At 73.6% G+C, this 26326-nt stretch carries 24 protein-coding genes and 1 pseudogene; 12 read left to right on the top strand and 13 right to left on the bottom strand.

The window, feature by feature from the left end:
- On the bottom strand, positions 1 to 582 hold the full coding sequence (locus HNR70_RS14435) for a YdhK family protein (protein WP_184326265.1): 582 nt from the start codon (positions 580 to 582) through the stop codon (positions 1 to 3).
- 135 nt (positions 583 to 717) lie between these two features.
- The gene (locus HNR70_RS14440) at positions 718 to 882 is read right to left on the bottom strand and encodes a hypothetical protein (RefSeq protein ID WP_221421147.1); all 165 of its coding nucleotides are present in this window, start codon (positions 880 to 882) and stop codon (positions 718 to 720) included.
- A 29-nt stretch (positions 883 to 911) separates the two neighbouring features.
- Between HNR70_RS14440 and HNR70_RS14445 the strand changes: the two are divergent.
- Together HNR70_RS14445 and HNR70_RS14450 are read left to right on the top strand one after the other, a co-directional pair.
- Positions 912 to 2212 (top strand): annotated as a pseudogene (locus HNR70_RS14445) (MFS transporter).
- Positions 2213 to 2267: 55 nt separating this feature from the next.
- On the top strand, positions 2268 to 2648 hold the full coding sequence (locus tag HNR70_RS14450; RefSeq protein WP_184326266.1) for a tautomerase family protein: 381 nt from the start codon (positions 2268 to 2270) through the stop codon (positions 2646 to 2648).
- 29 nt (positions 2649 to 2677) lie between these two features.
- Here the strand turns inward: HNR70_RS14450 and HNR70_RS14455 are convergent, their stop codons facing one another.
- The 3 genes from HNR70_RS14455 to HNR70_RS14465 form a co-directional block, all read right to left on the bottom strand.
- On the bottom strand, positions 2678 to 4096 hold the full coding sequence (locus tag HNR70_RS14455) for an amino acid permease (RefSeq protein WP_246375246.1): 1419 nt from the start codon (positions 4094 to 4096) through the stop codon (positions 2678 to 2680).
- A 244-nt stretch (positions 4097 to 4340) separates the two neighbouring features.
- Positions 4341 to 4757: a type II toxin-antitoxin system VapC family toxin gene (locus HNR70_RS14460; RefSeq protein ID WP_184326267.1), complete on the bottom strand. Its 417-nt coding sequence runs from the start codon at positions 4755 to 4757 to the stop codon at positions 4341 to 4343.
- Entirely contained in the window at positions 4754 to 5005 is a 252-nt protein-coding gene (locus tag HNR70_RS14465; RefSeq protein ID WP_184326268.1) for a type II toxin-antitoxin system Phd/YefM family antitoxin, read from the bottom strand. The genes HNR70_RS14460 and HNR70_RS14465 overlap by 4 nt, the downstream gene beginning before the upstream one ends.
- A 164-nt stretch (positions 5006 to 5169) precedes the next feature.
- Between HNR70_RS14465 and HNR70_RS14470 the strand changes: the two genes are divergently transcribed.
- From HNR70_RS14470 to HNR70_RS14510, 9 genes are all read left to right on the top strand, one after another.
- Positions 5170 to 6522, top strand: coding sequence for a lactate racemase domain-containing protein (locus tag HNR70_RS14470; RefSeq protein WP_184326269.1), 1353 nt, complete (start codon positions 5170 to 5172; stop codon positions 6520 to 6522).
- Positions 6523 to 6644: 122 nt separating this feature from the next.
- Entirely contained in the window at positions 6645 to 7499 is an 855-nt protein-coding gene (gene larE / locus HNR70_RS14475; RefSeq protein ID WP_184326722.1) for an ATP-dependent sacrificial sulfur transferase LarE, read from the top strand.
- Entirely contained in the window at positions 7492 to 8250 is a 759-nt protein-coding gene (larB, locus tag HNR70_RS14480) for a nickel pincer cofactor biosynthesis protein LarB (RefSeq protein ID WP_312857689.1), read from the top strand. Before larE ends, larB begins: the two co-directional genes overlap by 8 nt.
- A gap of 109 nt (positions 8251 to 8359) precedes the next feature.
- Complete coding sequence (locus HNR70_RS14485; protein ID WP_184326271.1) at positions 8360 to 8947, top strand: TetR/AcrR family transcriptional regulator; 588 nt, start codon at positions 8360 to 8362, stop codon at positions 8945 to 8947.
- Positions 8944 to 9495 carry a DMT family transporter gene (locus HNR70_RS16430; RefSeq protein WP_184326272.1) on the top strand — a complete coding sequence of 184 codons (552 nt, stop codon included), beginning with the start codon at positions 8944 to 8946 and terminating at the stop codon, positions 9493 to 9495. The genes HNR70_RS14485 and HNR70_RS16430 overlap by 4 nt, the downstream gene beginning before the upstream one ends.
- The gene (locus tag HNR70_RS14495) at positions 9492 to 9812 is read left to right on the top strand and encodes a DMT family transporter (protein ID WP_184326273.1); all 321 of its coding nucleotides are present in this window, start codon (positions 9492 to 9494) and stop codon (positions 9810 to 9812) included. The genes HNR70_RS16430 and HNR70_RS14495 overlap by 4 nt, the downstream gene beginning before the upstream one ends.
- A gap of 158 nt (positions 9813 to 9970) precedes the next feature.
- Positions 9971 to 10972: a LacI family DNA-binding transcriptional regulator gene (locus tag HNR70_RS14500; RefSeq protein WP_184326274.1), complete on the top strand. Its 1002-nt coding sequence runs from the start codon at positions 9971 to 9973 to the stop codon at positions 10970 to 10972.
- A gap of 128 nt (positions 10973 to 11100) precedes the next feature.
- Positions 11101 to 12528 (top strand): glucuronate isomerase, encoded by a 1428-nt coding sequence (gene uxaC, locus HNR70_RS14505; protein WP_184326275.1) that lies wholly within the window; start codon positions 11101 to 11103, stop codon positions 12526 to 12528.
- Positions 12529 to 12542: 14 nt separating this feature from the next.
- Entirely contained in the window at positions 12543 to 13814 is a 1272-nt protein-coding gene (locus HNR70_RS14510; RefSeq protein ID WP_184326276.1) for a mannitol dehydrogenase family protein, read from the top strand.
- A gap of 72 nt (positions 13815 to 13886) precedes the next feature.
- Here the strand turns inward: HNR70_RS14510 and HNR70_RS14515 are convergent, their stop codons facing one another.
- Together HNR70_RS14515 and HNR70_RS14520 are read right to left on the bottom strand one after the other, a co-directional pair.
- Positions 13887 to 15377 carry a gluconokinase gene (locus HNR70_RS14515; protein ID WP_184326277.1) on the bottom strand — a complete coding sequence of 497 codons (1491 nt, stop codon included), beginning with the start codon at positions 15375 to 15377 and terminating at the stop codon, positions 13887 to 13889.
- A 240-nt stretch (positions 15378 to 15617) separates the two neighbouring features.
- On the bottom strand, positions 15618 to 16613 hold the full coding sequence (locus tag HNR70_RS14520) for a universal stress protein (RefSeq protein ID WP_184326278.1): 996 nt from the start codon (positions 16611 to 16613) through the stop codon (positions 15618 to 15620).
- A gap of 174 nt (positions 16614 to 16787) precedes the next feature.
- Between HNR70_RS14520 and HNR70_RS16090 the strand changes: the two genes are divergently transcribed.
- Positions 16788 to 17693 carry a DUF1905 domain-containing protein gene (locus HNR70_RS16090; protein WP_184326279.1) on the top strand — a complete coding sequence of 302 codons (906 nt, stop codon included), beginning with the start codon at positions 16788 to 16790 and terminating at the stop codon, positions 17691 to 17693.
- A 4-nt stretch (positions 17694 to 17697) separates the two neighbouring features.
- Here the strand turns inward: HNR70_RS16090 and HNR70_RS14530 are convergent, their stop codons facing one another.
- From HNR70_RS14530 to HNR70_RS14555, 6 genes are all read right to left on the bottom strand, one after another.
- On the bottom strand, positions 17698 to 18270 hold the full coding sequence (locus HNR70_RS14530) for an SRPBCC family protein (protein ID WP_184326280.1): 573 nt from the start codon (positions 18268 to 18270) through the stop codon (positions 17698 to 17700).
- Positions 18271 to 18383: 113 nt separating this feature from the next.
- Positions 18384 to 19373, bottom strand: a complete 990-nt coding sequence (locus HNR70_RS14535) for a universal stress protein (RefSeq protein WP_184326281.1) — start codon at positions 19371 to 19373, stop codon at positions 18384 to 18386.
- 174 nt (positions 19374 to 19547) lie between these two features.
- Positions 19548 to 23150 carry a S41 family peptidase gene (locus tag HNR70_RS14540; protein ID WP_184326282.1) on the bottom strand — a complete coding sequence of 1201 codons (3603 nt, stop codon included), beginning with the start codon at positions 23148 to 23150 and terminating at the stop codon, positions 19548 to 19550.
- 98 nt (positions 23151 to 23248) lie between these two features.
- Positions 23249 to 23878 carry a hypothetical protein gene (locus HNR70_RS14545; protein WP_184326283.1) on the bottom strand — a complete coding sequence of 210 codons (630 nt, stop codon included), beginning with the start codon at positions 23876 to 23878 and terminating at the stop codon, positions 23249 to 23251.
- Between the two features lie 266 nt (positions 23879 to 24144).
- A complete protein-coding gene (locus HNR70_RS14550; protein WP_184326284.1) occupies positions 24145 to 25098 on the bottom strand; it encodes a hypothetical protein in 954 nt (317 codons plus the stop codon).
- Positions 25099 to 25252: 154 nt separating this feature from the next.
- On the bottom strand, positions 25253 to 26272 hold the full coding sequence (locus HNR70_RS14555) for an exodeoxyribonuclease III (RefSeq protein ID WP_184326285.1): 1020 nt from the start codon (positions 26270 to 26272) through the stop codon (positions 25253 to 25255).
- Positions 26273 to 26326: the final 54 nt, after the last annotated feature.

Below are 26326 nucleotides of genomic sequence, written 5' to 3' on the forward strand. Positions count from 1 at the left end.
TCAGGAGGCGGGCTGGAGCTCGCTCTCGACGACCCACTTGTGGTGCGTCATCATCATCCCGTCCGCCTCGTAGTCGACCATGTAGACCGTCTCATCGGTCGCGCTGTCGATGGTCGCCTCCGCGCCGTCCATGCCGGGCATGTGGTCGGCGCGGAGCATCACCTCGGTGCCCTCGGCGAGCGGGGCCTGCGCGGGAGAGTCCAGCTCCTCATGGACGACCCACCTGTGGTCGTTGACGGGGGCGCCGCCGTCGGTGGGGGTGTACGAGACCGCGTAGGTCGTGGTGTCGAACGCCCCGGAGACCGTGGCGCTCGCGCCCTCCATGCCCTCCATGTGATCCGCGGCGAGGGTCACTGCCGTGCCGACGGGGTAGGTGGGGTCGGCGGCCTGCGCGATCCCCTCCGGCGGGGCTCCGCCGTCCATGGCGTGCCCGGCGTGGGCGCCGCCCTGGTCGGATCCGTGGCCGCCGCCATGGTCCATGCCGGGCATCTCCTCGCCGCCGCCGCCCGAGCAGGCGGCAAGGGTCGTGAGCCCGATGCCGACGAGCGCAGTCCGGCGGGTGAGCAGTCCATGGGTCGACATCGGGGTCCTCCTGAGCGGTGGCCTACGCGCCGATGCTATACCCCCGGTGGGTATCAGGATCGCTGGGCCGGTATGAAGACCCGGTACGCCGCGCCAGTCGTCGCGGACGGGGCGCGGCACCGACTGAGCATCCTCTCAGGGCAGCCGCCAGAACTCCCCGGTGAACCCGCAGTTTTCGAGCAGCAGCTGGTTGTGCTCGCGGGTGTGGGGCGTGAAGTCGGCGTCGAGGCGGTCCCCGTACCAGGGCTGGGCGAGCTCCCAGACCGCGCGGATCGGGGCGATATGCCCGGTGCCCGGCACCTGCCCCGCCCCGAGCCCGAGCGAGACCGATGACCACCAGCCCCGCCCCGCACCCCGGCGCCCGTCGGCGGATCCATCCCGCCTGGTGGGTGGCCGCCGTCGCCTTCCTCGCCCTGTTCGCCGCCGCCGGCTTCCGCGCTGCGCCCGGCGCGCTCATGGTGCCGCTGCACCACAAGTTCGGCTGGTCCACCTCGATCATGTCCCTCGCCGTGAGTGTGAACCTGCTGCTCTACGGGCTGGTCTCGCCCTTCGCCGCCGCGCTCATGGACCGCTTCGGCATGCGCCGCGTGATCGCGATCGCGCTCACCCTCGTCGCCCTCGGCGCCGGCGGCAGCGTGCTCATGACCGCGTCCTGGCAGCGGCTGGTCTTCTGGGGCCTGCTGATCGGGGCCGGCACCGGATCGATGGCGCTCGTGCTCGCCGCCACCATCTCCAACCGCTGGTTCGTCGCCCGACGCGGCCTCGTGATGGGCGTGCTGACCGCAGGCTCCGCGACCGGGCAGCTCGTGATCCTGCCGCCGGTCGCCTCGCTCGCCGAGAACGTGGGCTGGCGCGCGGCGTCCCTGGTCATCGCCGCCGTCGCGCTCGCCGCCGTGCCGCTCGTGCTCGCCGTGATCCGCGACCACCCCGAGGACCGCGGCGTGCTGCCCTTCGGCGCCGACCCCGCCACCTACGTCGCCCCGCCCCGCGCCCACGGCGGCGCTATGCAGCGGGCGCTGGAGGGCCTCTCCGTCGCCGTGCGCCACCGCGCCATCTGGGCCCTCGCTCTCGCCTTCGCGATCTGCGGCGCGACCACCAACGGCCTCATCGGCATCCACTTCATCCCCTCCGCGCACGACCACGGCATGGCCACCACCACCGCCGCCGGACTGCTCGCCGCGGTGGGCGTCTTCGACATCCTCGGCACCATCGCCTCGGGCTGGCTCACCGACACCTTCGACCCCCGCAAGCTGCTCGCGATCTACTACACCTTCCGCGGCGTGAGTCTCGTGCTGCTGCCGCTGCTGCTGGCCGAGACCGTGAACCCCCGATCGTGCTGTTCGTGATCATCTACGGCCTGGACTGGGTGGCGACCGTGCCGCCCACCGCCGTGCTGTGCCGGCGGATCTTCGGCCAGCGCGGCACCATCGTGTTCGGCTGGGTCTTCGCCAGCCACCAGGTCGGTGCCGCGATCGCCGCCGCCGGCGCCGGCATCATCCGCGACGTGTTCGGCACCTACGCCTACGCCTTCTGGGGCGGTGCGGCGCTGTGCGCGATTGCCGCGGTGCTCTCGATCATGGTCCGCCACGACGGCAAGCCCGTCGGCGAGGAGGAGCTGGAGCGGGTCTGAGTTCGGCGGGGCGGCGCCCGCCGTCCCCGTCAACCGCTGCACGAAGGAGAGCACCATGCCACTGGTCCGCATCGACGTCCCCGAGATCACCACCCCGCTCGAGCAGGAGGCGATCGGCGAGGTCGTCCACCGCGCCCTCGTCGAGGTCGCCGGCGCCCCGGCCGACGACCGCTTCCAGGTGATCACCTCCCACCCCCGCACTGGTCTCGTCATGGACCCGACCTACTTCGTCGAGCGCACAGAGCGGGCGCTGATCATCCAGATCACCCTGAACGCCGGACGCACCACGGAGCTGAAGAAGGCGCTCTACGCGGCGATCGCCGACGGGCTCCACGAGGCGATCGGCCTGCGGCGCGAGGACGTGATGATCTCCCTCGTCGAGGTCGCCAAGGAGAACTGGTCCTTCGGAGGAGGGGTCGCGCAGTACGCGCAGTGACGGCCTGACGGCTCCGCGGGGCGGCGGCGTCAGTCCTCCGCGGGGAGACGGTGCCGGCCCGTGACCAGGTACAGCACGCTCATCAGCACCACGAAGCCCACGCCCACGGCGAGGGCAGTGTGGTACTCGCGCTGCCAGACCATGATCCCGAAGGTGAACAGGATGAACGCGATCGCGAACAGCTGCCCGTAGGGCCACAGCGGCACCGGGAACGCGAGCGCATCCCGCTCCTCCCGCGACATGCCGCGACGGGAGGCGACCTGGGCCAGCAGGATCATCAGCCACACGAAGACGGTCGCGAAGGTCGCCAGCGACGCGACGATGGTGAACACCTCCTCGGGCAGGGCGTAGTTCAGCGCCACGCCCACCACCAGCACGCCGAGCATCGCGAGCGTCGTCACCACCGGCACCCCGTGCACCGTGCGGGCGAGGGCCGACGGGGCCAGGTGCGTGCGGGCCATGCCCGCCACCACACGGCCCGCACCGAACAGGTCGGCGTTGATCGCCGAGAGCGCCGCGGTGATCACCACGACGTTCAGCAGACCGGCCGCCCAGTTCACCCCGAGCGTGTCGAAGATCTGCACGAAGGGCGACTCCTCGCCCGTGATCTCCCGCCACGGGTTCAGCAGCAGGATCACGCCGATCGCGAGCACGTAGAACAGCAGGATCCGCACGGGGACCGTGTTCACGGCCTTCGGGATCGCCCGCCCAGGGTCCTCCGCCTCGGTGCCGGCCACGCCGATGATCTCGGTGCCGCCGAAGGCGAAGAGCACCAGGATGAACGCCGAGATCATGCCGCCCGGGCCGTTCGGGAAGAAGCCCCCGTCGGCCGTGAGGTTGGAGAGGCCCGTCGGCGTCGAGGGATCCCCGAGGCCGAAGGCGAGGATCGCCGCGCCGCCCACGATCATCGCGATGACCGCGCCGACCTTCACGACCGTGAAGACGATCTCGAGATCGCCGAACCAGCGCACGCTCGCGAGGTTCGCGGCGCCCACGATCAGCAGCGTCGCCGCGACCCACACCCACTGTGCGGTGTCCGGGAACCAGAAGCTCATGTAGATCGCGATGGCGGTGAGGTCCGCCAGGCACACGATCAGCATCTCGAAGGCGAACATCCAGCCGGTGATGTACCCCGCCCACGGGCCGAGGAAGCGCCGGGTGTACTCGGCGAAGGAGCCCGAGATGGGCATGCGCACGGCCATCTCGCCGAGCGCCCGCAGCATGAAGTACACGACCGCGCCGCCGAGCAGGTAGACCAGCAGCACGGAGGGGCCCGCGGCCTGGATCGCGCCGGCCGAGCCGTAGAACAGGCCCGTGCCGATCGCGGAGCCGAGCGCGATGAAGTGCAGGTGGCGGGCCTTCAGGCCGGGGGAGCGGCGGGCCGGTGCCGAGCCGTTGGACGAGGTGCCGGCGGCGGGGCCGCCGGGGGACGTGGTGGTCGTGCTCATCGCGCGGGGACGCTCCGGGGTGGGGGACGGAGGCACTTCTTGTGCCCGTGACACCTGGTGTGCCACTGCCACGGTACGACCGGGATGCCGGGTGGGGGTATGTGTGTCCGACCACGTCGAGCGGAGCTGCTGCACTGCGATCGGCCAGACCGGCCCCGCCTGGAAGGCCGCGAGGGCCATCGCCGACCGTCGACGGCTCGACGGGACGCCGGAGCGGGTCCGATCCCCTGCGGGGCGGCGGCGCTCAGGCGAGTCCAGGGTCGTCGGTGACCGGATCCAGGGTCCGCATGCCGATCTCCGCCGCGACCCGTTCCATCGCCCGGTCGTGGGTGACCAGCACGAGCCCCTCGATGCCGCTGCGCAGTGCGGAGGCCAGATGGATGGCGTCCAGGGTCTTCACCGCCGGGACGATGGCCTCTGCCTCCTGCAGCACGGCGTGGTCCACCGGGAGGGTGCCGAGGTACTCGAGGACCTCGTCGCGCCGCTGCACCTCCACCCCGGTGCGTCGCAGAGCCCGGGTGATCTCCGTGCGCAGGAGCCGCGAGGAGACCAGGAGATGCTCGGGGGCGCCGGTCGTCGCGTCGAACCACGAGGCGGCGGCAGGGGAGTGGTGGAAGAGGATCCGAACGGCGACGGAGGTGTCGAGGTAGAAGACCGTCACCGGTCCCCCGAGAGATCGTCGAGGAACTCGTCCATCGACATACCGTCCGGGAGGTCGACGCGAGGAAGTCCGCTGGTGCGCGCGGGGCCGCTGCGCGCAGGCGGGATCAGGGAGGTCGACGACGCACTCGGCACGATGCGGGCGACCTCGTGGTTGTGCCGGGTGAGGACGTAGACCTCGCCCGCAGCGATGTCCTCGAGCATGCGGGTGGGGTTCTGCCGGAGCTCGCCGACCGAGATGGTGCGCATGCTCCAAGGTAGGCGCGAGTGTCTACTCATGTCTACGGATTCGATCAGTGGGGCGCGGGCAACCGACCCTCCGCCGACGATCCCGGCCGACGAGCCCGCCCGCACGCTATGGCAACCGACGGGCCATCCTTGTCCGGCCTGCGGCGACGGAGCATCATGGGGGCATGAGTGCGAGGACGGACACCCGGACCCCCCAGATCACCCCGATCCCGGAAGGCCTCGCCGAGCGCGCGGCCCTCCTCGGCGGCCCCGAGGGCATCCTCGGCGACCAGCAGATCCACGACTTCGTTCTCGAGCAGCTCGCCGGCCAGGACCTCGACGGCAAGAGCATCTGCCTCATCGTCCCCGACGGCACCCGCTCCGTCCCGCTGCCCAAGGTCCTCCCCGCCATCCACGGCGCCCTCGACGGCCGCGCCGCCTCCGTCACCGTGCTCATCGCGCTCGGCACCCACGCCGCGATGAGCGAGCAGGCCATCGACAGGCTCATGGGCTCCACCGAGCGCGGCGTCGCCGCGACCTACCCCGGCTGGGAGGTCGTCAACCACGCCTGGGACGACCCCGACCAGATCGCCGACCTCGGCGTGATCTCCGCCGAGCAGATCTCCGAGCTCACCGGCGGGCTGCTGAACGGCCAGCCCATGGACGTGCAGATCAACAGGCTCGTCGTCGAGTCCGACGTCAACCTCATCGTCGGCCCCGTCTTCCCCCACGAGGTCGTCGGCTTCTCCGGCGGCAACAAGTACTTCTTCCCCGGCTGCTCCGTCCACGACGTCATCGACATCTCCCACTGGGTGGGCGCGCTCATCACCGCCAGCCGCATCATCGGCGCCCTCGGAATCACCCCCGTGCGCCAGCTGATCGACGCCGCGAGCGACCTCATCCCCTCCGAGAAGCTCTGCTTCACCATGGACGTCGCCGAGGGCGGAGCGGATCTCGGCGCCATCGCCTTCGGCGACCCGCAGGCCGCCTGGGCCGCCTGCGCCAAGATCTCCGCGCAGACCCACATCACCTACGTCGACAAGCCCTACAAGCGCATCGTCGCGATCGTGCCCGAGATGTACGAGGACATGTGGACCGGCGCGAAGGGCTTCTACAAGTCCGAGCCCGTGTGCGCCGACGGCGGCGAGGTCATCATCTACGCCCCGCACATCACCGAGGTCGCCGCGATGCACCCCGGCCTGCGCGAGATCGGGTACCACAACATCGAGTACTTCACGAAGCAGTGGGACCGCTTCAAGGACCACCCGTGGGGCGAGCTCGCGCACTCCACGCACGTGACGGGCCTGGGCACCTACGACCCCGAGACCGGCGAGGAGACGCAGCGCGTGAATCGCTACTTCGCCACCGCCATCTCGAAGGAGGAGACCGAGGCCTACAACGTCCTGTACATGGACCCGGCCTCCCTCGACCTCGACGCCCTGCGCGAGGACCCCGACACCCTGGTCATCGACCACGCCGGCGAGGTGCTCTTCCGCCTGGCCTCCGACCGCGACGGCGGGGCGACGACGGACCAGTGACCTCCGCGCAGCACACCGACCCCAGTCCGTCCCGCGGCCCTGTGTCGCTCACGCTCGGCACCGCCCCCAAGGCCCCGACCTCGCTGTTCGGCCCCGGCCACCCCGGCTTCGAGGCCGAGCGGATGACCCCCGAGTCCCTGCACGGGGAGGCGCTCGCCCTGGCCGACGCGGTCTCCGCCGACCTCGCCGGGGTGCGCCGCCTGGGCGTCGCCTACTCCGGCGGCGTCGACTCGGCGACCCTGCTCGCGCTCGCCGTGCGCGCCCTCGGCGAAGAGAACGTGGTCGCGCTCCTCGGAGTCTCGCCCTCCCTCGCCCGCCGCGAGCGGCGCCTGGCCCACCAGGTCGCCGCCGTGATCGGCGTGGAGGTCACCGAGGTGCACACCCACGAGGGCGAGAATCCTGAGTACCGCAAGAATGACGGCGCTCGCTGCTTCCACTGCAAGGACGAGCTGTTCACCCGCATCGGCGACGAGGTCGTCGAGGCGCACGCGCTCGACGCCGTCGCGTACGGCGAGAACGCCGACGACGCCACCCGCCACGACCGGCCCGGCGCCGGCGCCGCCACCCGTCACCGGGTGCTGCGTCCGCTCTCGGTCGTGGGGATGACGAAGTCGCAGGTCCGCGAGGTCGCCCGGCAGCTCTCCCTCCCGGTCGCGGACAAGCCCGCCGCCCCGTGCCTCGCCTCCCGCATCCCCTTCGGCCAGGAGGTCACCCCCGAGAAGCTGCGCCAGATCGACGACCTCGAGGACGTCGTCTACGAGCAGGGCTTCAGCGACTGCCGGGTGCGCCACCACGGCGCCGTCGGCCGCATCGAGCTGCCCACCGACGAGCTGCCCCGCGCGATGGAGCCCGCGATCCGCGAGGCCCTCGTCGCCGCCGGCAAGGAGGCGGGCTTCCAGCACGTCACGATCGACCTCGATGGCATCCGCTCGGGCCTGTTCTCCCTCCAGATCGTCGGAAAGGGTGCGCGTGGCTGACGGCGCGGGCGCGCTGGGCGCAGACGCGCCGGGCGCGGGCGGCGACGGTGCGGCCGACGGGCGCATCGAGGGCCTGCTCGAGCTGGACCTGGACCGCTCCCGCCGCCGCGGGGCGCCGGAGGCTGTGCTCTGCGACGCCAAGAGCGTCGAGCAGGTCGCCGCGATCGCCGGCGAGTACGCGCGCCTGGCCGCGGCCGGGCGCGAGGACCTCGGCCCGGTGCTCTTCACCCGGGCCGACGAGGCCCGCGCCGCGGTGGTCCTCGAGGCGCTGCCCGGCGCCCTCCACGACCCCGCCGCGCGCCTGCTCGCCTGGCCCGCGGAGCCGCCCGCGGAGACCGGCGGCCTCGTGATCGTGGCCTGCGCCGGCACGAGCGACCTGCCCGCCGCGCGCGAGGCCGAGCTCACCGCCCGCTACCTGGGCCGCCCCACCCGCCTTATCGCCGACATCGGCATCGCGGGGCTCCACCGGCTCGTCGGCCGCCTGCCCGAGCTGCGCGAGGCCGCCTGCGTGGTCGTCGCCGCCGGGATGGACGGGGCGCTGCCCACCGTGGTCGCCGGTCAGATCAGCGCGCCCGTCGTCGCCCTGCCCACGTCGGTCGGCTACGGGGTCGCCAGCGGCGGCGTCACCGCGGCGCTCACCATGCTCTCGGCCTGCGCGCCCGGCATCGGCGTGGTCAACATCGACAACGGCTACGGCGCCGGCCACCTCGCCGCCCAGATCGCCCGCTGGGCCCCCGCGCCGGAAGAGTGAGCGGGGCTCGAGCCCCTCGTGACGCACGCGACGCCTCTCGGGGCCTGCGTTACTTAGCCGACCGGCAAGTAAAGTAAGTCGCGTTCCCGACAACTCCGGAGGAGGCTCCATGGCACCCGCCGATCCCGCGCGCCCCGCGCACCGCCCGTCGGCCCGCGAGGCGATGCTCGCCGCCGCCGAGGCACACCTCGGCGCGGACGGCACCCTCACCCTCGACTCCGCGGCCCGCGCCGCCGGGGTCACCAAGCCCGGGCTGATGTACCACTTCGCCACCAAGGAGGAGCTGCTCGCGGCCGTGCTCGAGCGCATCGCCGAGCGCTACGAGCGCGAGATGCTCGCCGAAGTCGCGGTGATGACCGGCGAGAACCCCGGCGAGATCTCCGCCGAGCAGCGCGTCCTCGCCTATCTCGACTGGGCCTGTCGAGCCGACCTCTCCGCCGCCGACCTCGTCATCTTCGCCGACCCGCACCTGCGCGTCGCGCTCACCGAGCGCTGGCAGGGTCAGATCGAGCGCTGGCTGCTCGTCCCCGCGGACGCCCCCGCGCCGCGGCGTGCGCGCCTGCTGGCCGTGCGGCTCATGGCCGACGGGCTCTGGTTCGACCGCGCGAGCGGGCTGCTCGAGACCTCGGCCGACGAGGCGCCCGCGTTGCGCACGCTCGCCGAAGGGGTCCTCGTCGAGGGCAGGGGTGCGGCATGACCACCTGGATGCTGCTCGTCGCGGCGATCCTCTCCGAGGTCACCGCCACCCTCTCCCTGCGCGGCGCGCTCGACCACCCCGCGCTGTACGGCGTGGTCGTCGCCGGCTACCTGCTCACCTTCGTGCTCCTCGCCCAGGTGCTCAGCCGGAGCATGGCTCTCGGCGTCGCCTACGGCATCTGGGGCGCGAGCGGCGTGGTCCTCACCGCCGGCGCCTCGGCGCTGCTCTTCGGCGAGTCGCTCACCGCCCTGAAGATCACCGGCATCGTGCTGATCGCCGCGGGGGTCGCGGTCGTCGAGCTCGGCTCCCAGCAGGCGCGGCGGGAGGCGGCGGCCGACGAGGCTGCCGCAGCCGACGAGGCCGGCGCCCATCGGTCGGATGACCCGTCGGCCGATTCGTCGGCCGACCCGTCGGCCGGTCCGAGCGCGCCCTTCGCGGCCGACGAGTGGCTCGCGGGGGCGACCGCGCTCGGCTCCCGTGGGGAGGCCGAGCTGCTCCACGAGCTCGAGGCCGGGATCACCGATGACCGCGGGGAGAAGCGCGCATGAGCTGGCTGCTGCTCGCCGGCGCGATCGTCTCCGAGGTCGCCGCCACCCTGTGCCTGCGCGTCGCCGCGACCGGACGGCGCTGGGCGTACATCCCGGTCGCGCTCGGCTACGTGATCGCCTTCGGGCTGCTCTCCGCCACCCTCTCCGCGGGGATGCCGCTCGGGGTCGCCTACGGGATCTGGACCGCAGCGGGGATCGTCGCGACCGCCGTCCTCTCGCGCGTGCTGTTCCACGAGCCGCTCACCCGGACCATGCTCGCGGGGATGGGGCTGATCGTCGTCGGCGTGCTCCTCGTCGAGCTCGGCGGGACCCACTGACGCACCCCCACGGTCCGGCCCGGGCGCGCCGCGGCGCGAGCAGCGCGACCCGCGCCGGACCTCGGATGTTGCCGCCGGTTGCCCCATCGTCGGGGTAGGATCGTCCCTCAGCGCATCGGGCGCAGGAGCCGCCGCAGAGGCGGGAGGGAGCCGCACGCATGGCGGGCAAGCGCGTGACGATCTACGACGTCGCCAAGCAGGCCGGGGTCGCCCCGTCCACCGTCTCCCGCGCGTTCTCCCGGCCCGGCCGCGTCAGCGCCGCCACCCACGCCAAGGTCATGGCCGCCGCGAAGGAGCTGGACTACCGCACCTCCGCCCCGCCCTCGCAGGAGCGCGGCCACCGCCACCACCGCCTCGGCATCGAGGTCCCCGACCTCACCAACCCCTACTTCGCCGAGCTCGTCTCCGGCATGCAGGAGGCCGCCCAGGAGCAGGACTTCCTGCTCCTGCTGCTGGACACCGTCGAGGACGAGGCCCGCGAGCGCTCGAGCCTGGAGAGCGCGGTGAACGTGGTCGACGGGATCGTGCTGTCCGGCACGCGACTGTCGGACGCGACCCTGAACCACCTCTCCAAGCGCATCCCCGTCATGGTCATGAACCGCCGCGTCGCGGGACTGGACTCGGTGACCCCCGACTTCGAGCACGGCATGGGCCAGGCGATGGCGCATCTGGCCGAGCACGGGCTGCGCACCGTCACCTACGTCGCCGGGCCCGTGAACTCCTGGTCCGACGGGGAGCGGTGGCGCGCCGCCCGCATGGCCGCCCGCCAGCACGGCCTGCAGATCCAGCGCCACGGCCCCTTCGCCCCCACCACCTCCGGCGGCGAGCAAGCCTTCGAGGAGCTGCGCGACTCCTTGCCCCACGCAGTGGTCTGCTACAACGACCTGGTCGCCTTCGGCTTCCTCATCTCCGCCCTGCGCGCCGGGATCCGGGTGCCCGGCGAGCTGTCGGTGATGGGCCACGACGACATCCAGCTCTCCCGCCTGGTCGGCGGCGGGCTCACCACCGTCGTCAGCCCCAAGCGCGCCCAGGGCCGCGCCGCCGTGGAGCGGCTCGTGCGCAGGATCGAGAACCCGTCGGCCCATCGCACCCCCGTCGAGGGCTCCCTGCCCGTGCGGCTCGTGCCGCGCGGCACCACCGGGCCCCGCGAGGTGCCCTGAGCCGGGGCTGTTGAGCCGGCGGCGCTGGGCCGCGCGAGCTGGGCCCCCAGCCTGGTATGACGCGCTGTGACCCCGGCAACCTGTGACAACCGCCCGTCGGGTCACGGAGTGATTGCGAGGATGGGGCCATGAGCAACGACGCCTTCGTTCCGCACCCCGACCGACTCCTTCCCGCGGACCCGGCTGTCCGCGGGATCGCCCGCAGCCTCTACGAGCTGGAGAAGGACCAGCCGATCGTCTCGCCGCACGGCCATGTCGATCCCCGGCTGCTGCTCGACGACGAGCCCTTCCACGATCCGACCTCGCTCTTCATCACGCCCGACCACTACGTCAACCGCCTCATGCACGCCCGCGGCGTGGACCTGGCGGACCTCGGCGTGAACCAGGGCCCGCTGGACGAGAAGGCCTCCCGCACGGCCTGGCACCTCCTGGCCGAGCACTGGCACGCCTACGCCGGCACCCCCTCGCGCTACTGGATGGAGCACGAGTTCTACGAGGTCTTCGGCCTGGAGACCGTGCTGAACCCGCGCACCGCCGACGCGATGTACGACGAGATCGCCGAGAAGTTCACCCGCCCGGAGTTCCGCCCCCGCGCCCTGTTCGACCAGTTCAAGATCGAGATCATGGCGACCACCGACGACCCAGTGGACGACCTGGCCCCGCACGACGCCCTCGCCGCGGACACGGCCTTCACCGGCCGCGTCCTGCCCACCTTCCGCCCGGACAAGTACCTCGAGCCCGGCCGCGAGGACTTCGTCGCCCTCGCCGACGCGCTCGGCGAGGCCGCGGGCGTGGACACCGGCACCTACGACGGCCACCTCGAGGCCATGCGCGTGCGCCGCCTCTACTTCCGCGACCACGGCGCGGTCTCCTCGGACCACGCGCACATCGACCCGGGCACCGAGCGCCTCGCGCTCGAGGACGCCCGCCGCCTGTACACCGCCGCCCGCGAGGGCCGCATCTCGGCCGACGAGGCCACCGCGCTGCGCCGCCACCTGCTCGCCGACCAGGCCCGTCTGGCCGCCGAGGACGGGCTCGTGATGACCCTGCACCCGGCCGTCTCCCGCAACCACTCCGACAAGATGTTCGAGAGGTTCGGCGCCGACGTCGGCTTCGACATCCCCGTCGCCGTCGACTACGTCCGCCACGTCCGCCCGATGCTCAACGACGTGGGTCACCACCCGGGCTTCCGCACCGTGCTGTTCACGATCGACGAGACCGTGTTCTCCCGCGAGATCGCGCCGCTGGCCGGCGTGTACCCCTCGGTCTACGCCGGGGCCCCGTGGTGGTTCATCGACTCGCCGGACGCGATCCTCCGCTTCCGCCGCGCCGTCTCCGAGACCCTCGGCTACTCGCGCACCAGCGGATTCATCGACGACACCCGCGCCTTCTGCTCGATCCCGGCGCGCCACGACATGTCGCGCCGCATCGACGCGACCCACCTGGCCGGCCTGGTCGCCGAGCACCGCATCCGTCTCGAGGATGCCGAGGAGCTCGTCGCCACCCTGCCCACGCAGCAGCCTCGCGAGGTCTTCCGCCTCGGCGAGTCCGCCTGAGAGGAGATCCTCGGATGAACGCCCCCACCGCCTCCGACGTCGGCCGCCTGGTCCACCTCGGCATCGGCAACTTCGCCCGCGCCCACACCCTGTACAACACCGCCGTCGCCGGCGGCTGGTCCGTGGTCGCCTTCACCGGCCGCTCCGCCCGCATGGCCGATGCGCTCAACGCCCAGGGCGGCAAGTACGGCCTGATCGTGCGCGGCCGCGAGGGTGACGAGGTCAGCGTCGTCGACGTCATCGACGAGGTGCACCCCGCCTCCGACGTCGACGCCCTGGTCGGCCTCCTCGCTGATCCCTTCACCGCCGTGGTTACCCTGACCATCACCGAGAAGGGCTACTCCGCTGGCAGCGACCCGGCCACCTCCGCCCCCGCCCGCATCGCGCTCGGCCTGAAGGCCCGCCGCGAGGACGGTGTCGAGGAGCCCATCGCCCTGGTCTCCTGCGACAACCTCACCGGCAACGGCGAGGTGCTGGGCCAGGCCGTGCGCGCCGAGCTCGATCCGGAGACGCTCGCCTGGTTCGACGACCACGTCGACGTCGTCTCCACCATGGTCGACCGCATCACCCCGTCGGCCGACGAGAACGCCTCGGAGACCGTTCGCGAGCAGGTCGGCCTCGAGGACTCCGTCCCCGTGGTCACCGAGCCCTTCTCCGAGTGGGTCGTCGAGGACCGCTTCCGCGGCCGCCGCCCCGAGTGGGAGAAGGCGGGCGTGCAGTTCACCGACGACATCGAGGTCCACGAGCTGCGCAAGCTGCGCCTGCTCAACGGCGCCCACACCCTCATGGCCTACGCCGGTCAGGTCGCGGGCGTGGAGCGCGTGGACGAGGCCATCGCCCACAAGGACGTCCGCGCCCTGGTCGAGCAGCTGTGGAGCGAGGCCCGCGCCACCCTGCCGCTGCCCGCCGAGGAGCTCGACGACTACACCGCCGCGCTCGAGGAGCGGTTCCGCAACCCGCGCCTGGCGGACAACCTCATCCGCATCGCCGCCGACGGCACCGCGAAGCTCCCCGTGCGGGCGCTGCCGGTGATCGCCGAGTCCGGCGGCCCGGACAAGGCCCCCGGCGAGGTCGCGGCCGTCGCCGCGTGGACCGCCTGGGTCACCGACCGCGTCGCCGCCGGCCACGAGGTCCAGGACCCCAAGGGCGCCGAGATCGCCGAGGCGGCCGCGCTGTCCGACGACACCGAGCGCGTCGCGGCGCTGCTGGCCCTGATCGACGTGGCGGGCGACGACCCGCTGATCGTCGCTGTGGTCGCCGAGGAGAAGCGCCTCCCGCGGCCCTGAGACTGAGGCCGCATCGAGAACGGCGCCCTCTCTCCAGTGCGGAGGGAGGGCGCCGTTCTCGTGCGCGGGGCCTCAGGCCAGGTCGGCGAGCTTCTCGAAGCGCTCGAGGCGCTCGCGGTAGTAGTCCTGGTGGGCGAGGACGGGCTCGACGCGGGTGAGCACCGGGGCCTCGGCCACGGCCACGCCCGGGGCCGCCTGCTCGAGGGCCAGCACGGCGGAGCCGCGCATCGTGGAGCGGGAGACCGCGACGTGGTCGATCGGCATCGCGAGCGCGTCGGAGAGCAGGTGCAGCCAGCCGGGGACCGCGCCGGTCATGCCGCCGGACAGCACGATCCGCTCGGGCTCGCCGCCGGCCTCCTTCATCTGGTCGGCGATGCGCAGGAACGACAGGGCCACGCCCTCCATCGCGCCGAGGAGCATGTCCTTCCAGGTGGTGGACGCGCCGACGTTTGCGAACAGGGCCCGGGAGGAGCCGCGCCACTTGGTGCCGCGCTCGCCGGAGAAGAAGGGGATCACCAGCGGTGTGCCGTTGGAGGGCGGGCCGGAGAACAGGGTGGCGGTGTCGGTCTTGTCGATGTCGAAGGGCATGGCGAGCTCGTTGCGGCACCAGTCCAGCACGCGGCCGCAGTCGCTCATCGCGGAGCCGACCAGGGTGCGCTGGGCGTCGACCCGGTAGGCCCACAGGCCGCGGGGGAGGGTGGGGATCTCGGTGTCCAGCAGCTGGCGGATCGCGCCGGAGGTGGCGGTGGAGATGCCCCAGGTGCCGGTGCCGAGCGCGCCGATGCCGAGGTTCGCGGCCAGACCGTCGCCGATCACCGGCACCCACACGGCCGTGGCGAGCAGCGGGAACTCGGCGGCGAGGGGGGTGTCCGCGACGGGCAGCGCATCCGAGGGATCCAGGGCGGTGCCCATCATCGAGGCCTCGACGCCCACGGCGTCCAGCAGCTCGGGCACGTACTCGCCGGTGCGGCGGTCGATCATGCCGGACCAGGCGGCCGACGCGGTGCCCAGCGCCGGGGTGCCCAGCAGCTTGAAGGCCACGTACTCGCCGAGTGCCATGAAGCGCGCGGTGCGGGAGAAGACGTCGGGGGCGGACTCGCGCAGCCAGGCCAGGCGCGGGGCGGTGTAGGAGGAGTGCAGGCGGGCGCCGGTGCGCTCGTGGAGGGCGTCCACGTCCAGGGACTGCGCGAGCACGTCGACGTGGCTGGTGCAGCGGGTGTCCGCGTAGGTGATGCACGGGGTCAGGGCGTTGCCGGCGGCGTCGACCGCGACGAGGGAGGAGGCGAAGGTGTCGAAGCCGATGGCGAGCACCTCGCCGGGGAGCTTGTCCGACGTCAGCACCTTGTGCAGCGAGGTGCGGATCTCCTCGACGATCTGGTCGGCGTCGATGGTGGAGGTGCCGTCGTCGTCGACGGTGAAGGCGTGCTCCTCCTTGTGGTTGAGCTTGCCGACCTCGCGACCGGAGACGTCGTACACGGCGGCGCGGGTGCCGCCGGAGCCGATGTCGATCCCGACGACCAGAGGACCCTGGGCGTCGTCGACCGAGATGTTGAAGCGGGGCATCGGGAATCTCCTGCGATCGTCGGGTGGCCTGCGCGCCGGAGGGCTGCGATGCGGGGGCGCGGGCTGTGTGGCCAGCATAGGGGGACGATGCGGGCCCGTCGGGGGCTTCGCCACTGGTTGCCACGGCCGGCTGCCGCTCGCGGCGGCCCGGGCTCGCGGCGCGCGGAAGGGCCCGTCGGCCGACGGGATCCACGGCGGGATCCGCGGCCGACGGGCCCTGCGCTCATCGGCTCGCCCGGCTCATCGGGGGCGCTGGGAGTCCTTGTGCGCGCGCTGCGGATCGAGGTTCGGCACCACCATGACGGGCCCCTCGGCCAGCTGCAGCACGGCGCGGGAGACCGAGCCGAGCAGGGTGCTGGTGAGTCGGCCGTGGCCGCGCGTGCCGAGCACGGTCAGCTGCGCACCGCCGGAGCGCTTGACGAGCTCCTCGGCCGGATCGGCGACGATCACCTCGGAGGTGATGGTGAGGCCGGGGTGGGCGGCGCTGAGCTCCTCGGCGACCCGGGCAAGGCCCCGCTCCGCGGTGACGCGGTGCTGCTCGAGGACCGCGGGGTCGGGCAGCCAGGCGGTGTAGGAGCCGCCCCAGTCGTCCGGCGGCGGCATCACCATGAGGATGTGCAGCGGGCATCCGCGGCCCTCCGCGGCCTCGATCGCGTGGGCGAGGGCCAGGTCCGCGTGCGCGGAGCGGTCCACACCCGCGATGACCGGGGCGTCGTCCTCGATCGGCGCGAAGCGGTCCGCGCCCTCGCCGACGTCGTAGCCGCGGTTCACGACCACCGTCGGGCAGTGGGCGTGGGCGGGCAGGGCGGAGGAGACCGAGCCGAGGAGCCGGCCCAGGAAGCCGCCGCGGCCACGGGCACCGACCACGGCGAGCCGTGCCTGCGAGGACAGGCCCACCAGCACCCCGGCGGCGTCGCCGTATTCGGTGCGCAGGTCGAGCTGTCCGGAGTAGCCGCGCAGGTGCTCGCGGGCCTGGTCCAGCAGCTCGCGGGCGGCGTTCAGACGGGCGACCTCCGGCGGGACCACCGGGGTGAGTGCCGCCTCGGCGTAGTCCATGGTCGGCACGGTGTACGCGGTGACCACGGTGAGGGGGGAGCCGGCGCGCTGCGCCGCGCGCGCGGCGTACACGAGGGCCTGTTCGGCCTGGTCGGAGCCGTCGTAGCCGACGAGCACGCCCAGCGGGCGATCGCCGAGGTCGGCGGACGGGACGGAGCGGGCGGTGTCGTTGTCGGACATCTCGGCCTCCTGGGCCGGGGGCTTCCAGAGGCCGACGGGGATGCCCCCGTGATCGACTCCGCCGTCGGTCCCCTCATCGTAGGCACCGGGGCGCTGCACCGTCCGGCCGTTGGTCCCGACCGTGGAACCTTCCCCGTCGGGGCCCCTGCGCGGGGTGAGGGCTACTTTCCGTGCATGGATCTCAGCGTCCGCGCGCCGACCCTCGAGTGGCGCGGACCGCCGCCGTACCTCTTCGCGCGCATGCCCGAGGAGGCGGCCGACGCGATCGCCGCCATCGCGCGGGAGGCGAGCTACGGCTGGGGCTGCATCCCGGTCACCGCACGGATCGGCGACACCGAGTTCACCACCGCCCTGTCCTCGGCCCCGGAGGTGCTGGACGTGCCGGGACTGCCGCCGGTGAACAACGACCACGTCCTCGCCCCGGACGGCTCCGCGGTCTACGCCTCCGGCAACGACTTCCACGTGTGGGAGGTACCGCTGGGGTCCGCTCCGGACGGCGGAGCGGCCGCGGGCGCGCCGCGTCGGATCACGCCCGAGGACGGCGGCCTGCACTTCCTCCACGGGGTCAGCCCCGACGGGACCACCCTCGCCTACGTGCACCTGCGCCTCGAGGGGGAGGACTGGTGGGCCGCGGCGACGATCCGGCTGATCGGCGTGGACGGCACCGGCGACCGCGCCGTGACCACCCACCCCGGACCGGCCGACGGCAGCGAGTTCACCCCGGACGGCGAGTGGATCCTGCTGAACACCGAGCAGTTCTCCGAGGTCCCCGGCCACGCGCAGATCGCCCGCGTGCGTCCTGACGGCACGGAGCTGGCCCAGCTCACCCGCGACGAGCGCGTGAACTGGTTCCCGCATCCGAGCCCCGACCGGAAGGTGACGGTCTACCTCAGCTTCCCGCCCGGCACGACCGGCCACCCTGCCGACCTCGAGGTGGAGCTGCGCCTGGTCGAGGGCGAGGAATGGGACGCGCCGCGCACGCTCGTGACCCTCTTCGGCGGGCAGGGCACGCTGAACGTGCCCGGCTGGGCGACGGACGGCTCGGCCTTCGCGTTCGTCGACTACCCGCTGGACGGCTGAGGGCTCAGGCGTCCTCGCCGGGGGCGGGGCCGACGGGGTGGCCGAACTCCTCGGCATAGCTCACGCGCAGCGCGTCCCAGCCGTGGTCCAGCGCGTCCATCCCCACGATCCGCGCCTGCTCCTCCCCGGAGTGCTGGGCGTCGAGGACGGCGAGGCACACGTGCCAGCCGGCCGCGAAGTACTGCGCCTGCTGCACGTCCGGCAGGGTGATCTGCAGGTCCACCTGGCCGTCGTCGACCACCCAGGCCACCGTCGCCTCGCCCCAGCGATGGGTGAGGGCGTGGTCGCCGGCGGTCGCGAGGACGTCGGCCGTGACCGGGTCGTCCTCCGGGTTCTCGCGCGAGAGGGCGGGGCCCACCGAGTGCAGCACGCGGTCGGGTACGACGGGCGACCACTGCGCGAGCCGGGCGGGATCGGTGATCGCCTGCCACAGCTGCGCGGCGGTGCCGGCGACATCCACCTCCATCACCAGCAGGTCCTCCGCGATCTCGGCCCGCACCAGCAGGTCCTGGATGCGGGTGTCGATGTCGGGCTGCTGGCTGTCGGGCTGCCCTGTGCTCGGCTGCTGCGTGGTCATGGGCCCTCCTGGGGTGCGGGCCGGCGGGATGTCGGCGTGCGGGACGAGTCTGTCAGAGCGCGCTCCGCTCTGCGTCCGAACCCGCCCTGCCGCCGACCCCGTCCTGCCCCGCCTCAGCGCGGACGGCGCGGCGCGTGGCGGACGTGGTCCGGCGCCGGCACCACCATCACCGGGCCCTCGGCCCGCTCGAGCAGACCGCGGGAGACGGAGCCCAGCAGTGCGCTGACCATCCGACCGTGCCCGCGGGTGCTGACGATCGTGAGCTGCGCGGTGCGGGAGTGCTCGGCGAGCCGGCCCGCCGGATCCCCGATCTCCACGCCCGCCGTGACCGTCACCCCGGGCGTGGCCTCGGTGAGCGCCAGCGCCTCGCGCCGGATCTCCTCGGCGAGCTCGTCGCGGCGCCGCTCGAGGATCTCCTTGTCCGGGACCATCGCCTGGGCGGAGGCCATCCAGGTCTCCAGCGGCGGCAGCACCAGCAGCAGGTGCAGGGGAGCGCCGGCGTCGGCGGCGACCTTCAGCGCGACCTCGGTGAGCTCGCGCGGCGGGGTCCCGTCGATCCCGAGCACCACCGGGGCGATCCCGCCCTCGCTCGCGAAGCGCTCCGGCCCGGTGCCGCCCGGGACCACGTAGCTCTTGGGGACCACGATGGTGGGGCAGTGGGAGTGCGCAGGCAGGGCCGCGGAGACCGAGCCGAGCAGGCGGCCCAGGAAGCCGCCGCGACCGCGGGCGCCGACCACGGACATCGTCGCCCGCGAGGAGAGTTCCACGAGCACCCCGGCGGCATCGCCCTCGACAGCCCGCAGCACCACCTCACCGGGGTAGCCGCGCAGATGCGCCTCGGCGGAATCGAGGATCTGCCGGGTCGCCAGCTCCCGTGCCTCCTTCTCGGGCACGGGCGGCAGCGAGGCCATGTTCGGGTAGACCATCGGCGGGACCGTGTACGCGGAGACCACGGTCAGGCGCGAGTGCGCGCGCAGGGCGAGGACGGCGGCGAAGTGCAGCGCCTGCACCGCGTGCTCGGAGTCGTCGTAGCCCACCAGGACGCCGATGTCGTGGGCCTCGGGCTCGACGGGCAGGGGGGACAGTCGGTCGTCGGTGCTCATCGCGGGCCTCCGGATCCGGGGGCGCTGGGCGGCCGTCGACGGGGGCGCCCCCATCGGCCGGGCCCGCCGTCGGTACCCCCAAGGGTACGGACGGCGGACCCGACCAGCCAGGGCCGGGAGTCCCGGGCCCGCTCGGGCGATCCTGCTCAGCAGCGCCCGCTCAGCAGCGCCCGCTCAGTCCTCGCGGCGCGGGGCGAAGCGCGGCGCGGGTAGGGGCGGCGCCGTCGCGGCGGGCGTCTCCTCCAGCAGTGCGAGCGCCTCGGTGACTCCGCGGGCGAGCTGCGGGTCGTCCCCGGCCACCCAGGCGTTCGGGGGCAGCGGCACCTCGATGTCGGGCTCGACGCCGTAGTTCTCGATCGCCCAGTCCTCGCCCTCGAACCAGCTGGCGTACTTCGGCTGGGTGACGCCGGTGCCGTCGACCAGGTCGTAGCGGCCGTCGATGCCGATCACGCCGCCCCAGGTGCGGGTGCCGATGATCGGCCCGATCTTCAGCGCGCGCGAGACCGCGTTCACGATGTCGCCGTCGGAGCCGGCCTCCTGGTTCGTCACCAGCACCACCGCGCCGCGCGGCGCGGACTGCGGGTAGGTGCCCGGCCGCTCGTGGCGCGGGTAGTCCCAGGAGAGCACGCGGCGGGCGAGACGGTCGGTGACCAGCTGGCTGGTGTGGCCGCCGCTGTTGTAGCGCACGTCCACGACCAGGCCCTCCTTGGTCGTCGCCTCGCGCAGGTCGCGGTGCATCTGCGCCCAGCCGGAGGAGACCATGTCGGGGATGTGCAGGTAGCCGAGGCGTCCGCCGGACAGCTCCGCGACCAGGGCGCGGCGCGACTCGACCCACGCCTGGTAGCGCAGCTCGGAGTCGTCGCCGAGCGGGGTCACGGCCACCCGGTGCTCGGCCCCGTCGCGCAGCAGCACCAGCTCGGTGGCCTTGCCGGAGGCGCCGACGAGAGCGGCCTCCACGCCCTCGGGACCCACCTCCCGGCCGTCCACGCGCACGATCGCATCGCCCACCTGCGCACCGACCCCGGGCGCGAGCAGCGGGGAGCGGGCGTCCGGGTCCGAGGAGTCGCCGGGCAGGATGCGGGTGATGACCCACTTCCCGTCCCGCTGCTCGACGTCGGCCCCCAGATGGGCTGGGAGCATCGGCGGATCGGCCTTGTACACCGCGCCCTGCACATAGGCGTGCGAGGTGCCGAGCTCGCCCTGGACCTCCCACATCATGTCCTGGAAGTCGTCCTCGGTGACCAGGCGCTCGATCACCGGGTCGTACCAGGAGGTCATGGCGTGCCAGTCCATGCCGTCCATGTCCGCGCGCCAGTACTGCTGGGCCATGAGGCGGTAGTTGTCCCACAGCATGCCGCGCCGCTCCTTGACCGGGTCGACGGTCAGGCGCAGGCGGGAGGTGTCGATGACGATGCGGGCGGGGTCCTCGTCCTCGGCCTTGCGGGTCGCGGGGACCTGCACCCAGTTCTCGCCCTGGCGGATCACGAGGGTCTCGCCGTCGCCGGAGACGGACAGGTCCGTGACCCCCTCGGCGAGCACGGTGAGCTTGCGGTCCGCGAGCGACCAGAACTCGAGCGTCGGCTCCGGGGCATCGCCCTTCACCCCGGCGCGGGCGGTGCCGAGCACGCCCTGCTGGGGATGGCGCAGCCACACGAAGCCGCCGGTCACCGCGGTGAGGTGCGAGTAGTAGCCGGAGACGACCGGGAAGGGCACGAGCCGCGACTCGACCGCGTCGAGGTCGATCGTGGTGACCGGCGGCCGGGAGGCCTCGTCGGCCCCCGCCGCGGAGGAGGAGGTCGCCGGCTTCGAGGAGGCCTCGGCCGACGCGGCCGCGCTCGCCGCGGCGCTCGCCGTCGGGGCGGCACTCGCGCCGGAGCCGTCGGTCGCGCCGCCCGCGGGGGTTCCGTCGGCCGACGTGCCACCGGTCCCGGGCGCCCCGGGCTTCTCGGCGGCCTCGGGCCCCGCGCCCCAGCCGTCAGGATGGGGTCCGAAGGGGTCCGGGGTGCTGCGCTCGAGCGGCAGCAGGAAGGGCCGCTCGGCGTTGACGAAGCCCAGGTCGAAGACCATGTCGTCGTACACGGTCTCGAAGGTGCGCAGGCTCAGCAGGGCCAGGTGCTTGCCGTCGGCGCTGAAGGCCGGGGCGGAGTCGAGGTACTTCCCGGCGGTGAGGGCGCGGCCGGTGGGCTCGGCGTCCACGGTGTCCGAGATCATCAGGCGCGAGAGCTGCCAGGAGTTCGGCTCGGCCCACACCAGCCAGCGGCCGTCGGGCGACCAGGCCAGGTCCCGCACCTCCCCGCCGCCGGAGCGGCCGATCTCGCGCACGGAGTCCAGGCGCGGGGCCTCGATCGCGTGCTCGGCGTCGGTCTCCCAGCCGGTCTGCTCGGCGGACGACCCGGTGGACGACGACCCGATGGACGATGCGGAACCCGAGGCGGAGGTGCTCCTGGCGGGGTCGGTGAGACCGCGCAGGGTCACCAGGCGCACCACGTTGTCGTGGCTGGTGATCGCGATGCGGGAGCCGTCGGGGGAGGGGAGCGCGTGGAGGATGCGCCCCACCTCGCCGAGGTCCAGGCGGATCTCCTCGCCGCCGCCGTCCAGGCGGGCGAGCGCGAGGATGTCCGAGCCGACGCCGCCCTCCTCGCGGTCGCGCTGCGCGGCGACGTCGGAGACGAACAGGGCGAAGGGCGAGCGGCCGAGCGGTCGCACCTCGCGCAGCCGCAGCCCGCAGGTCCCGGCGAGCAGGCGGGCCGGGCCGCCGCGATGGGTGAGGGCGTGGGCGCTGCCGCGCCACTCGACGACCGACGAGCGGGCGTCGTGCACCGGCCGCATGGCCAGCAGGTTCCTGCTCGGGGAGGCGGGGCGGGGCAGACGCGCGGCGCCGACGCCCGAGGCGAGCACCTCGATCTCGCGGGGCTGCGCGTCCAACGAGTCCATCGCGTACAGGCGCCCGCGGGAGCTGAACACGATCGTCGTGCCGTCGGTCGCGGGCTCGCGCAGGTAGCCCTGCTCGGAGGTGAAGGAGGTGTGGGAGCGCAGGTCGGACCCGTCGGCCGCGATCGACCAGAGGTTCCCCGAGGCGCGGTCGGTGAGCGCGGCGCCGGGCCCGGGGGTGTCCGAGGCGAACAGCAGCCGGTCGCCGTACCAGGCGATCCGCAGCTTCGAGGCGAGGATGTCGTCCAGCAGCGGCTCCCAGGAGCGCGCGGCGTGCTCGGCGGCGGGCGCGTCCAGCGGCACGTCCTGCCGGGAGATCCACAGCTTCACGGCGGTGCCGCCCTGGTAGTGCTTCCAGGAGGCCTGGTCGCGGCGCCACGGGTTGGCGACGACCGTGGCGCCGGTGGTGGGATGGATCGCGAGCTCGCCGCTGCGGCCCAGCGGCAGCAGCTCGGCGCGGCCCTCGAGGTCGATCGCCCACAGCTGGGCGTCGCGCGCGATCGGGGCGCCGTAGCTGGTGGTGGCCAGGACCCGGCCGTCCGCCAGCCAGCCGACCACCTTCGTGGCGGGCCGACCCCAGTGGGTCAGGCGGCGCGGTGTGGTCTCGCCCTCGGCCGAGATCACCCACACCTCGGGGCCGCCGGAGGTGCGGGAGGTGTAGGCGATGTGGTCGCCGTCGGGGGAGAAGCGCGGGTAGCCGACGGGGGCGCCCTCGTCGGTCAGCCGCCAGGCGCGCCCGCCCGCGAGCGGGGCGAGCCACACATCGTTCGCGGCGGTGAAGGTGATCGTGTCACCGCGCACATCGGGGTGGCGGAGGTACGCGGCATGGGCAGGCGTCGTCGACATGCGCCCCACCTTAAGCGCGTGCTGTGACGGGCAGGTAACAGCGGGTGCGGTGTCGTGTGCGCGGGTGTCGTGTGGGCTGGTGTCGGCCGACGGGGTGGTCAGCCGAGCGCGTCCTCGACGACCCGGTCGGCACGGTGCAGGGCCACGGCGAGCTCCTGCCGGGTCACGGGGGCCGCGCCGTCATGGGCCCCGGAGAGCTCAGCGGTCGGCACCATGCCAGCGGCGGTCAGCCAGGCGAGATCGGCGAGGGCGGTGAGGTCCGCGTCGTCGGCGCCGTCGGCCTGCTCGGGCAGGGTGCCCGTGTCCCAGCGCGCCCCGACGGCCGTGAGCGCCGGGCGCAGCAGCGCGGCGAGCATCATCGCGGCCTCGTCGCGGGTCGCGGTCTCCGCCGGGCGCACCCGCAGCTCCGCATCTCCCCACAGCGCGCCGCGCCCGTGCAGCCAGGCGAGTGCCGTGGCCTGCGCGTCGTCGTCCGGCAGGTCGTTGAACAGGGCCGGGGCGGCGGCGAGGTCGAGGGTGGGGGAGCCGGCGAAGCGGTGGAGGGCCAGCGCCAGGTCTCTGCGGGCGACCGGCTCCTCCGGGCCGTAGGCCGTGGCGGTCAGCGGCGGCTGCACACCGGTGTCGCTCGCCCAGCGGATCGCGTCAGCGCTCTCGGAGCCCGCAGCCACATCCGTGAAGGCGCTGGTCGAGGCACTGCGGTGCGCGACGGCGGCTGCGCCGACGGGCACCACGACCGCGGCGGCGCCCGCGACGAGGACCGTGCGGCGGCGCGGACGGGGGCGGGCGGGAGCGGGGGTGGTGGGTGCGGTCGCGGTGGGTGCAGCCGCGGGAGTCGAGCCGGCGAGGGGCTTCGCGGAGGTTGTGCACGAATCGCTTCCACGTTCCTGGAAGGAATTCGTACACAACTCGGTGTCGGCGGCGGGCGGCGTCGTGACAGGCGGCACCGGGGTGACGCCGGGACGTCCGGGGCGCAGGCGCGGAGCCGGAGGTCGTCTCACAGCCATCGCAGCTCCCGCATCCGCTGGACGATCGCCCAGCTCACCGCCAGGTTCCCCCAGCCGTTCAGGTGCAGGCCGTCCGGGGCGCGCAGGGCCGCGGGCACCACCTTCAGCGAGAGGGAACCCTGGGTGTCGGCCTGCTCGAGCAGTCGCAGCGGGGCGAGCGGCGGGCAGCACAGCCCCTCCTCGGAGGTCAGCAGCGCGCCGAGGTCGAGGAAATGGTCGCCGTAGCGGGCGGCCTGCTCGGCATTGACCTCGGCGACGGCCTCGGCGGTGTCGGAGCCCACGGGGTCGTGGGCGGTGGTCCACTGGCCGAGCACGAGGCTGTCCGCCTCGGGATCCTCCGCCGCGTCGTGGACGCGCTGGGTGTCCTCGAGGACCCGCTCCACCTGCAGGATGTTGTTCCTCCCCATCCACAGCACCTGGCGGGACCCGGCGGCGACCGCGGCGAGGGCCGAGCGGAACACGCCCTCCGGGACCTTCGCGGCAGGATCGTCCGGGACGAAGGCCCAGGTGCCGCGGGTGCCGTCGAGGGTGCCGGGCACCCCATCGACTGCGCCGGGCATCCGCAGCGGACCGGCGGGGGCGAGACCGGAGTCGAGCTCGACGGCCACCTCGCCGGTGTCGGGGTCCGCCGCGCCGAGGAGACGCAGGGACGGGGTGTCCAGGCCCCGCATCAGCACGGTGTGCGGGGAGCGGGTCGCGCCGACGCCGAAGGGGTGCACCGCGGCGGGCGCGGCGGCGAGCGCCAGGTGCTCGTGGATCCGCACCGCGAGCGGCGTGGACTGGTCCCCGCCCTCCGAGCTCATCGAGGAGGAGCCCCATAGGGTCAGCGCCCGGGCGTCGGCCGTGGGGGCGAGGAGGCGGCGCGAGGCCTCGGTGCCGGTCGCGACGGCTCCGCCCCGCGCAGGGCGGGGTGCGGCCGGGGCGGCGGGCTGCGGCGAGGGCATCGCGGTCCTTCGAGCTGGTGCGGGACGAGCGCACCGACCGGCGCCCACCTCCGTACTCTACGGTCGTCCCCGCGCGACGCGCCGGGGGTGCCCGGGGATGTACCCGGGTCGCCGGAGGGGACGGGATCCCTGGTCAGATGCTCCTCGGGCGGGGTCAGTCGGCGGCGGGCCAGGCGTAGTCCACGACCACCGGGGCATGATCGGACAGCCGCTGCCCGTCCACCTCACGATCCACCGCATCGTGCACGGCGGCACGGGCCAGGCGCGGCGTGGCCACGTGGTAATCGAGGCGCCAGCCGGTGTCCCGTGCGAAGGCACCGCCGAGCCAGGACCACCACGAGTAGGGACCGTCCTCGCCCGGGTGCAGCGTGCGGACCACGTCCACGAGCGTGCGCGGGGAGAGCTGCGCGCCCAGCCACTCCCGCTCCTCGGGCAGGAAGCCGTCGTTCTTCTGGTTGCTGCGCCAGTTGGCGAGGTCCTGGCGGGTGTGGGCGATGTTCAGATCGCCCATCAGTAGGTACTCGCGGCCGTCGGCGAGAGCCGCCCTGCGGGTGCGGGTGAGATAGGCGGCGAAGCCGTCCATGAACGCCATCTTGCGGGCGTAGCGCGCCCCGCCGTCCGGGGCCTCGCGCATCCGCTCCGGACGCTGCATCTCCGCCGGCAGACCGCCCTTGGGCAGGTACAGGCTCGCGACGGTGAGGGGCGCGTCCGCGAGATCGATCTCGAGGTAGCGGCCCTGGAGGGCGAAGGGCCGCAGGGCGAGGGGAAGGGTGACGCGATCGGGCGCGGGGGCGGGGGCGAGGCCCTCGTCGGCCGACGGGGACCCGACCGACGGAGACCCGACCGACGGAGACCCGGCCGACGAGGGGCTGTCGCCCGACGACTCGCCGTCGCCCCACGCGGGCGCCCTGCCCACCAGCGCCTCGCCGCTCCACGTGCGCACCGCGGCGGGAGCCTCGCGCGTCAGGACCGCGACGCCGTTGCGACCCGGGATCGTGCCGAGGTCCGCGGCGACGTGGAAGTCGCCGAAGGCGTCGCCGGGGAGCTTGTCGGCCTGCGCGCGGACCTCCTGGAGGGCGACGACGTCGAGGCCGCGACCGGTGAGCCAGTCCGTGAACCCGCGCCGCTGGGCGGCGCGGATCCCGTTGACGTTGACCGTGGCGATGCGCAGCATCCTGCGAGCGTACGCGGGCATGGCCGTGCCTGCCCGGCACCGTCGGCGGGGAGC

This window comes from Brachybacterium aquaticum (assembly GCF_014204755.1).
Taxonomy (GTDB): Bacteria; Actinomycetota; Actinomycetes; order Actinomycetales; family Dermabacteraceae; genus Brachybacterium; species Brachybacterium aquaticum.

Excerpts from the sequence above, each read along its gene's own strand:
- HNR70_RS14555 (WP_184326285.1), bottom strand. The coding sequence starts at position 26,272 with ATGCTGCGCATCGCCACGGTCAACGTCAACGGGATCCGCGCCGCCCAG.
- HNR70_RS14530 (WP_184326280.1), bottom strand. The coding sequence starts at position 18,270 with ATGACCACGCAGCAGCCGAGCACAGGGCAGCCCGACAGCCAGCAGCCC.
- HNR70_RS14540 (WP_184326282.1), bottom strand. The coding sequence starts at position 23,150 with ATGTCGACGACGCCTGCCCATGCCGCGTACCTCCGCCACCCCGATGTG.
- HNR70_RS14465 (WP_184326268.1), bottom strand. The coding sequence starts at position 5,005 with ATGCGCACCATCTCGGTCGGCGAGCTCCGGCAGAACCCCACCCGCATG.
- HNR70_RS14510 (WP_184326276.1), top strand. The coding sequence starts at position 12,543 with ATGAACGCCCCCACCGCCTCCGACGTCGGCCGCCTGGTCCACCTCGGC.
- uxaC (WP_184326275.1), top strand. The coding sequence starts at position 11,101 with ATGAGCAACGACGCCTTCGTTCCGCACCCCGACCGACTCCTTCCCGCG.
- HNR70_RS16430 (WP_184326272.1), top strand. The coding sequence starts at position 8,944 with ATGACCACCTGGATGCTGCTCGTCGCGGCGATCCTCTCCGAGGTCACC.
- HNR70_RS14500 (WP_184326274.1), top strand. The coding sequence starts at position 9,971 with ATGGCGGGCAAGCGCGTGACGATCTACGACGTCGCCAAGCAGGCCGGG.
- larE (WP_184326722.1), top strand. The coding sequence starts at position 6,645 with ATGACCCCCGAGTCCCTGCACGGGGAGGCGCTCGCCCTGGCCGACGCG.
- HNR70_RS16090 (WP_184326279.1), top strand. The coding sequence starts at position 16,788 with ATGGATCTCAGCGTCCGCGCGCCGACCCTCGAGTGGCGCGGACCGCCG.
- HNR70_RS14455 (WP_246375246.1), bottom strand. The coding sequence starts at position 4,096 with ATGAGCACGACCACCACGTCCCCCGGCGGCCCCGCCGCCGGCACCTCG.
- HNR70_RS14470 (WP_184326269.1), top strand. The coding sequence starts at position 5,170 with ATGAGTGCGAGGACGGACACCCGGACCCCCCAGATCACCCCGATCCCG.
- HNR70_RS14535 (WP_184326281.1), bottom strand. The coding sequence starts at position 19,373 with ATGAGCACCGACGACCGACTGTCCCCCCTGCCCGTCGAGCCCGAGGCC.
- HNR70_RS14450 (WP_184326266.1), top strand. The coding sequence starts at position 2,268 with ATGCCACTGGTCCGCATCGACGTCCCCGAGATCACCACCCCGCTCGAG.
- HNR70_RS14515 (WP_184326277.1), bottom strand. The coding sequence starts at position 15,377 with ATGCCCCGCTTCAACATCTCGGTCGACGACGCCCAGGGTCCTCTGGTC.
- HNR70_RS14520 (WP_184326278.1), bottom strand. The coding sequence starts at position 16,613 with ATGTCCGACAACGACACCGCCCGCTCCGTCCCGTCCGCCGACCTCGGC.
- HNR70_RS14485 (WP_184326271.1), top strand. The coding sequence starts at position 8,360 with ATGGCACCCGCCGATCCCGCGCGCCCCGCGCACCGCCCGTCGGCCCGC.
- HNR70_RS14550 (WP_184326284.1), bottom strand. The coding sequence starts at position 25,098 with ATGCCCTCGCCGCAGCCCGCCGCCCCGGCCGCACCCCGCCCTGCGCGG.
- HNR70_RS14495 (WP_184326273.1), top strand. The coding sequence starts at position 9,492 with ATGAGCTGGCTGCTGCTCGCCGGCGCGATCGTCTCCGAGGTCGCCGCC.
- HNR70_RS14435 (WP_184326265.1), bottom strand. The coding sequence starts at position 582 with ATGTCGACCCATGGACTGCTCACCCGCCGGACTGCGCTCGTCGGCATC.